5 protein-coding genes are annotated in these 6,970 nt (G+C 64.6%); all 5 read left to right on the plus strand.

The genetic code is table 11. The features are described 5' to 3' along the window. Positions 1 to 170: 170 nt before the first annotated feature. The 5 genes from VGR99_RS09715 (at position 171) to VGR99_RS09735 (ending at position 6,742) form a co-directional block, all read left to right on the plus strand. Complete coding sequence (locus VGR99_RS09715) at positions 171 to 977, plus strand: enoyl-CoA hydratase/isomerase family protein (RefSeq protein ID WP_326898121.1); 807 nt, start codon at positions 171 to 173, stop codon at positions 975 to 977. A 44-nt stretch (positions 978 to 1,021) separates the two neighbouring features. Then, a complete protein-coding gene (locus VGR99_RS09720; RefSeq protein ID WP_326898122.1) occupies positions 1,022 to 2,893 on the plus strand; it encodes an AMP-binding protein in 1,872 nt (623 codons plus the stop codon). A gap of 100 nt (positions 2,894 to 2,993) precedes the next feature. Next, positions 2,994 to 4,121: an acyl-CoA dehydrogenase family protein gene (locus VGR99_RS09725; protein ID WP_326898123.1), complete on the plus strand. Its 1,128-nt coding sequence runs from the start codon at positions 2,994 to 2,996 to the stop codon at positions 4,119 to 4,121. Between the two features lie 119 nt (positions 4,122 to 4,240). Continuing rightward, complete coding sequence (locus tag VGR99_RS09730; protein ID WP_326898124.1) at positions 4,241 to 5,488, plus strand: acyl-CoA dehydrogenase; 1,248 nt, start codon at positions 4,241 to 4,243, stop codon at positions 5,486 to 5,488. 9 nt (positions 5,489 to 5,497) lie between these two features. Next, positions 5,498 to 6,742, plus strand: coding sequence for an acyl-CoA dehydrogenase (locus VGR99_RS09735; protein ID WP_326898125.1), 1,245 nt, complete (start codon positions 5,498 to 5,500; stop codon positions 6,740 to 6,742). Positions 6,743 to 6,970: the final 228 nt, after the last annotated feature.

Consider the following 6,970-nt stretch of genomic DNA (forward strand, 5'->3'; position numbering starts at 1 on the left):
GGCGCGCTTTGGAGCGCAATTGCGCTCCTGAGCGCGCCGGATGAGGGGTTCTCTCCGCGGAGACAGACCCCTCACCCGAACGAGTTCTTGGTCAGCGACGTACATGCCCTCTCCCGCAAGGGGAGAGGGCGCAATAACCGCCACTTGAAGAGCGGATGCAGGAGCGCCCCATGTCCCAACCGCTGCTGATCGAGCATGACGACGGCGTCGACCGGGTGACGCTCAATCGCCCTGACAGCCTCAATGCGCTCGATCCCGCGCTGATCGATGCGCTCAACGTTTACTTCCAGAGCCTCCAGCGCAACCGCGACACGCGTGTCGTCGTGCTGCGCGGTGCCGGCAAGAATTTCTGTGCCGGCCTCGACCTCAAGGCGGCGATGGCGCGCCGAGCCGGGCAGCAGGAGCCGCCCGGTGTGACCGAGTCTTTGGACTCGCAGCGGCGCATCGCCGACATCGTGATGCTGATGCGGCGTTGCCCGCAGCCGATCCTGTCGCTGGTGCAGGGCGCCGCGGCCGGCGGTGGCTTCGCGCTGGCGCTCGCCTCCGACATCCGCATCGCGACGAAGTCGGCGCGGATGAACTGCGCCTTCATCAAGCTCGGCCTTGGCGGCTGCGACATCGGCACCAGCTACTTCTTGCCGCGGCTCGTTGGCGTCTCCGTGGCCTCCGAGCTGATCCTCACCGGGCGTTTCATCGGCGCCGAGCGCGCGCTCGCGGTCGGGCTCGTCTCGGAACTCGTTGACGAGGACAAGCTCGATGCGGCCGCGGAGTCTTACGTCGACGCGATGATGACGGCCTCGCCCGTGGGGCTGCGGCTGTCAAAGGAATGTCTCAACATGAGCGTCGATGCCGGATCGCTGGAAGCGGCGATTGCGATGGAGGACCGCAACCAGGTCCTGTGCAGCCGCTCCGAGGAATTTTCGGAAGGCATCAGGGCCTTCCTTGAGAAGCGAAAGCCTGTCTATATCAAGCGCTGAAACAACAAAGATCCGCAAAGGACAATAATTCCGGGAGACGCAAAATGAGTGGAAGCGCGGCGGCGGTGATGTCAAAGCCTGCCTTTCGCAAGGTCGAGTGGCTCGCGCGCGACATCGATGTCGAGCGCCGCGCTGACGGCACGGTGGTGCTGAAGTCGCGCATTCCGCTGCAGACTTACGAGAAACATCTTCCGGCCTCGCTGGCGAAATGGGCGAAGGAAGCGCCGGAGCGCATCTGGCTCGCGCAGCGTGGCGGACCGAACCGCGAATGGCGCAAGGTCTCCTACGGCGAGGCCAAGCGCACCGTCGATGCGCTGACGCAGGCGCTGCTCAACCTCAAGCTCGACGGACGCCCGGTGACGATCCTCTCGGGCAATTCGATCGAGCACGCGCTGATGACGCAGGCCGCGATGCAGGCGCGTGTCCCGGCTGCGCCGGTGTCGCCGGCCTACTCGCTGATGAGTCATGATCACGTCAAGCTGAAGTATTTGTTCGACCTGATCAAGCCGGCCGTGGTGATGGTGCAGGACGGCCCGACCTTCGAGAAGGCGCTGAAAGCGCTCGATCTCACCGGCGTCACCGTCGTTCACGTCGTGCGTCCCAGCGAAGACATCAAGAGCGTCAGCTTCGCCGAGCTTGCGGCAACACCGGTGACGGCTGATGTCGAGGCGTCGATCGCGAAGATCACCCCTGACACCGTCGGCAAGCTGCTGTTCACGTCGGGCTCGACCGGCATGCCCAAGGCCGTCATCAACACGCAAGCGATGATGTGCGCCAATGCGGCGATGATGATGCAGGTGCGGCCGCGCACGGCGGGCGGCCCGCTGCCGATCGTGCTGGACTGGATGCCGTGGAATCACACCATGGGCGGCAATGCCGCGTTCCATCCGGTGCTGGTCGACGGCGGCACGCTCTATATCGACGACGGCCGCCCGATGCCGGGTCAGCTCGAGGAGACGATCAGGAATCTCCGCGAGATCTCGCCGACCTATTACGCCAACGTGCCCGCAGGTTATGCCGCGCTCGCGGCCGCCATGGAGAAGGACGACGCGCTGTGCCGCTCGTTCTTCAAGAACCTGTCGATCATGGCCTATGGCGGCGCGCGCCTGCCTGATGATCTCTACGACCGCATGCAGGCGCTGGCCGTGAAGACCACCGGTGAGCGTATCGTGTTCTACACCGGCTGGGGCTCGACCGAGACGGCGCCGACCTCGACCGGCACCTATTGGGACACCGAGCGCGTCGGCCTGATCGGCCTGCCGTTCCCCGGCGTCGAATTAAAGATGGTGCCGTGCGGCTCGAAATACGAGCTGCGCCTGCGCGGCGTCAACGTCACGCCCGGCTATTTCGGCCAGCCTGATCTCACGAAGAAGATGTTCGACGAGGAAGGTTTTTATTGCATCGGCGATGCCGGCATCTTCGTCGACGATGCCGATCCGGTGAAGGGCATCATCTTCGCGGGCCGCGTGGTCGAGGACTTCAAGCTCACCACCGGCACCTTCGTGCATGTCGGCTCGCTCCGCACCGATACAATCGCGGCGGCGACGCCCGTCGTGCATGACGCGCTGGTCGCGGGGCAGGATCGCGCTTTCATCGGCCTGCTCGCCTGGCCGAACCTGCATGCCTGCCGCCAGCTCGTCGGCAATGCCGATCTCAGCTTCGAGGATGCCGTGAAGCACCCTGATGTGATCGCCTGCTTCAGGCGCGGGCTGGAAGCGCACAACCGGGACTGCGAAGGCGCCAGCAGCCGCATCATCGCCCGCGCGATGCTGATGGTCGAGCCGCCTTCGATCGACGGCAACGAGCTCACCGACAAGGGCTACATCAACCAGCGCGCCGGCCTGGAACGCCGCGCGGCGCTGGTGGAGCGGCTGTATGCGGACAAGCCGGATCAGGATGTGATCGTGCTGCGATGACGCACCGCTCCCTCAACACGTCATTCCGGGGCTCGCCGCTACGCGGCGCCCCGGAATGACGGCATCAATACAAGCGACAAACAATAAGAGGTAAGCCGCCATGAACTTCGATTTCTCCGACGACCAGAAGCAGCTCCGCGATCAGGCGCGCAAATTCCTCGCTGAAAAATGCTCGCCGAAGGCGGTGCGCGTCGTGCTCGACGGCAAGTCGCCGTACGACAAGGAGCTGTGGAAGGGCCTCGCCGAGATGGGCTTCCTCGGCGTTGCGATCCCGGAAGAGTTCGGCGGTGCCGGTGCCGGCCATCTCGAGCTTTGCGTGATCGCGGAAGAGATGGGCCGGGCCAATGCACCGGTGCCGTTCTCCTCAACTGTCTATCTCGCCGCCGAAGCGCTGCTGATCGCCGGCAGTGACGCGCAGAAGAAAAAATGGCTGCCGGCGATCGCCTCGGGCGAGGCGATCGGCACGCTGGCGCTGTTCGAGGGCAAGGGCAATCCCGCGCCGAAGAACGTCAAGCTGACGGCTGCCAATGGCCTGCTCAACGGCGTCAAGAAGCCTGTTGCCGACGGCGCGATCGCCGACTTCGCGGTGGTCGCCGCACGCACCGGATCGAGCGGGCGGGATGCCGACATCTCGCTGTTCCTGGTCGATCTCAAGGCCGGTGGTGTCGAGGTCAAGAGCCTGACCAATCTCGATCCGACCCGCGGGCAGGCCGAGATCACTTTCAAGGACGCGAAGGCTGAGCCGCTCGGCGCTGCCGGCGAAGGCTGGAGCATTTTGTCTCAAGTGCTCGACCGCGCGGCGGTGCTGTGTGCCTTCGAGCAGGTCGGCGGCTCCGACCGTGCGCTCGAGATGGGCCGCGACTACGCGCTCGACCGTATCGCCTTCGGCCGTCAGATCGGCTCGTTCCAGGCCGTCAAGCACATGCTGGCCGACATGTACGTCTCGGCAACGCTGGCGCGCTCCAACAGCTATTACGGCGCCTGGGCGCTTTCGACCAACGCAGCCGAGCTGCCGGAAGCCGCCGCCGCCGCGCGCATCAGCGCGACGCAGGCGTTCCAGCACTGCGCCAAGAACAACATCCAGGTTCACGGTGGCATGGGCTTCACCTGGGAGTTCGACTGCCACATGTACTACCGCCGCGCCAACGCGATGGCGCTCGGGCTCGGCAGTCTGTCCTATTGGGAAGACCAGCTGATCGACCGCATGCGCAAGAAGAACGCGGCGTAACGATTGGTGATTTGTAGGATGGGTAGAGCGTAGCGAAACCCATCATGACGCGGGTGGTCTAGGAGATGGGTTTCGCTTCGCTCTACCCATCCTACGACGCCAGCGAGGGATAAGAGACCATGAACTTCGACGACACCCCGCAGGAAACCGAATTCCGCGCCACTGCGCGCGCCTGGATCGGCGCCAACGCGCCCAGGCAGTACGAGGAGGAGCTGCGCAAATCCTCGCTCGGCCGCACCGTGCTCAAGAACGCCAACATTCTCGAGGTCGCAAAGGCCTGGCAGAAGAAGAAGGCCGATGCGGGCTGGGCCTGCCTGCACTGGCCGAAAGAATATGGCGGGCGCGGCTCCTCGCCGATCGAGCGCGTGATCTGGCAGCAGGAAGAAGGGCCGTTCGGCCAACTGTCGCGCATGTTCATCATCGGTCACGGCATGTGCGGGCCGACCATGATGGCGTTCGCGCGCGAGGAGCATAAGCGCACCTATCTGCCGCCGCTCGCTTCCGGCGAGAAAGTCTGGTGCCAGCTGTTCTCCGAACCGGCCGGCGGCTCAGACGTCGCGGGCCTGCGCACGCGCGCGGAGAAGGACGGTGACGACTGGGTGATCAACGGCCAGAAGATCTGGACGTCGGGCGCGCATTATTCCGACTACGGCATTTTGCTCACCCGCACCGATCCGACCGTGCCCAAGCACAAGGGCCTCACCATGTTCTTCCTGGACATGAAGAGCCCGGGCGTCGAGGTGCGGCCGATCAAGCAGGCGAGCGGCGCCTCGGACTTCAACGAGGTCTATTTCACCAATGTCCGCATTCCCGATCATCAGCGCCTCGGCGAGGTCGGTGACGGCTGGAACGTCTCGCTGACCACGCTGATGAACGAGCGCAGCGCGATCGGCGCCGCCGTCTCGACCGGTTTTCCGGAGCTGTTCGAATATTGCTCCAGCCTGATGCTCGATGACGGTCCGGCGATCGAGGATCGCGCGGTGCGCTCGAGGCTGGCCAACTGGGCGGTGAAGGCGAGCGGGCTGAAATACACCAGCATGCGCGCGATCTCCGCGTTGTCGCGGGGCGAGCGGCCGGGTCCTGAAAATTCCATCGGCAAGCTGGTGGCGGGCTCGATGATCCAGGACGTTGCGACCTACGCGCTGGATCTGCAGGGCGCGAGCGGTGTGATCAGCGGTCCCGAGGATGCCGAGCTCGCCGGTCGTTTCCAGGCGATGCTGCTGCGTGCGCCCGGCACGCGCGTCGAAGGCGGCACCGACGAGATCATGCGCAACATCATCGCCGAGCGGGTCCTGGGCCTGCCCGGCGATATCCGTGTCGACAAGGACGTGCCGTTCAACAAGATCCCGACCAAGGGAAGAGGCTAGAGGTCCGCCATGAATTTCGACGACACCCCGCAGGAAGCCGCATTCCGCGAAACCGCGCGCAAATGGGTTGCCGCCAACGCGCCGAAGGAGCTCGAGGAGGAATTGTCGAAATCCTCGCTCGGCCGCATCAGGCTTGCCAAGCACGACATGGTCGAGGTCGGCAAGGCCTGGCAAAAGAAGAAGTCGGACGGCAACTGGGCCTGCCTGCATTGGCCGAAGGAATATGGCGGCCGCGGCGCCACGCCGATCGAGAAGGTGATCTGGCAGCAGGAGGAGGGCGTCTACGGCAAGCTGACCCAGCCGTTCCAGATCGGCGAGGGCATGTGCGGCCCGACCGTGATGGCCTGGGGCAGCGAGGAGCATAAGCGCCGCTATCTGCCGAAGCTCGCCTCCGGCGAGGAAATCTGGTGCCAGTTGTTCTCCGAGCCCGCCGGCGGCTCCGATGTCGCGGGCCTTCGCACGCGCGCGGAAAAGCGGGGTGACAACTGGATCATCAACGGCCAGAAGATCTGGACCTCCGGTGCGCATTATTCCGACTACGGCCTCCTGATCACCCGCACCGATCCAAACGTGCCCAAGCACAAGGGCCTCACCATGTTCTTCCTGGACATGAAGAGCAAAGGCGTCGAGGTGCGGCCGATCAAGCAGGCCAACGGCATGCAGGAGTTCAATGAGGTCTATTTCACCGACGTGGTGATCCCCGACAGCCAGCGTCTCGGCGCGGTCGGCGAAGGCTGGAGCGTATCGCTGACCACGCTGATGAACGAGCGCATGTCGATCGGCGCACGGCTTGCGACCGGCGTGCCGGAGCTGTTTGAATTTTGCTCGAACCTCATGCTGGAAGACGGGCTCGCGATCGACGACCCCGCCGTGCGCTCGAAGCTTGCGAGCTGGGCAGTGAAGTCGAGCGGGCTGAAATACACGAGCTACCGCGCGATCTCGGCACTGTCGAAGGGTGAGCGGCCCGGCCCCGAAAACTCGATCGGGAAGCTGGTGTCGGGCGTGATGCTGCAGGATATCGCGACTTACGCGATGGATCTCCAGGGCGCTGCCGGGTTGCTCACCGGGGATGCGGAGGAAACCGTCCAGGGCCAGTTCCAGCAGATGCTGCTGTCCTCGCCCGGGATGCGCATCGCCGGCGGCACCGACGAGATCCTGCGCAACATCATCGCCGAGCGCGTGCTTGGCCTGCCGGGCGACATCCGCGTCGACAAGGATGTGCCGTATAACAAGATTCCGACCAAGGGGCGGTGATGTGGCATTGTAGGGTGGGTTAGCCTTGCGGACGCGCGAAGCGCGGTCCGCTGGGCGTAACCCACCACTTCTGTCCCTGCGGAAACAAAAGAGGTGGGTTACGCCTTCGGCTAACCCACCCTTGTAATAGCGCAATCAGATATTGTCGGTGCATTCCGAGAGGAATGGCCTGCCGCAGCTGCGACCGCGGCAGGCCGCTGGCGATCGGATCGCGCCCACCCTGAGCAG

Source organism: Bradyrhizobium sp., assembly GCF_035935975.1.
In the GTDB taxonomy this organism is placed as follows: domain Bacteria; phylum Pseudomonadota; class Alphaproteobacteria; order Rhizobiales; family Xanthobacteraceae; genus Bradyrhizobium.

Excerpts from the sequence above, each read along its gene's own strand:
- VGR99_RS09715 (WP_326898121.1), top strand. The coding sequence starts at position 171 with ATGTCCCAACCGCTGCTGATCGAGCATGACGACGGCGTCGACCGGGTG.
- VGR99_RS09720 (WP_326898122.1), top strand. The coding sequence starts at position 1,022 with ATGAGTGGAAGCGCGGCGGCGGTGATGTCAAAGCCTGCCTTTCGCAAG.
- VGR99_RS09725 (WP_326898123.1), top strand. The coding sequence starts at position 2,994 with ATGAACTTCGATTTCTCCGACGACCAGAAGCAGCTCCGCGATCAGGCG.
- VGR99_RS09730 (WP_326898124.1), top strand. The coding sequence starts at position 4,241 with ATGAACTTCGACGACACCCCGCAGGAAACCGAATTCCGCGCCACTGCG.
- VGR99_RS09735 (WP_326898125.1), top strand. The coding sequence starts at position 5,498 with ATGAATTTCGACGACACCCCGCAGGAAGCCGCATTCCGCGAAACCGCG.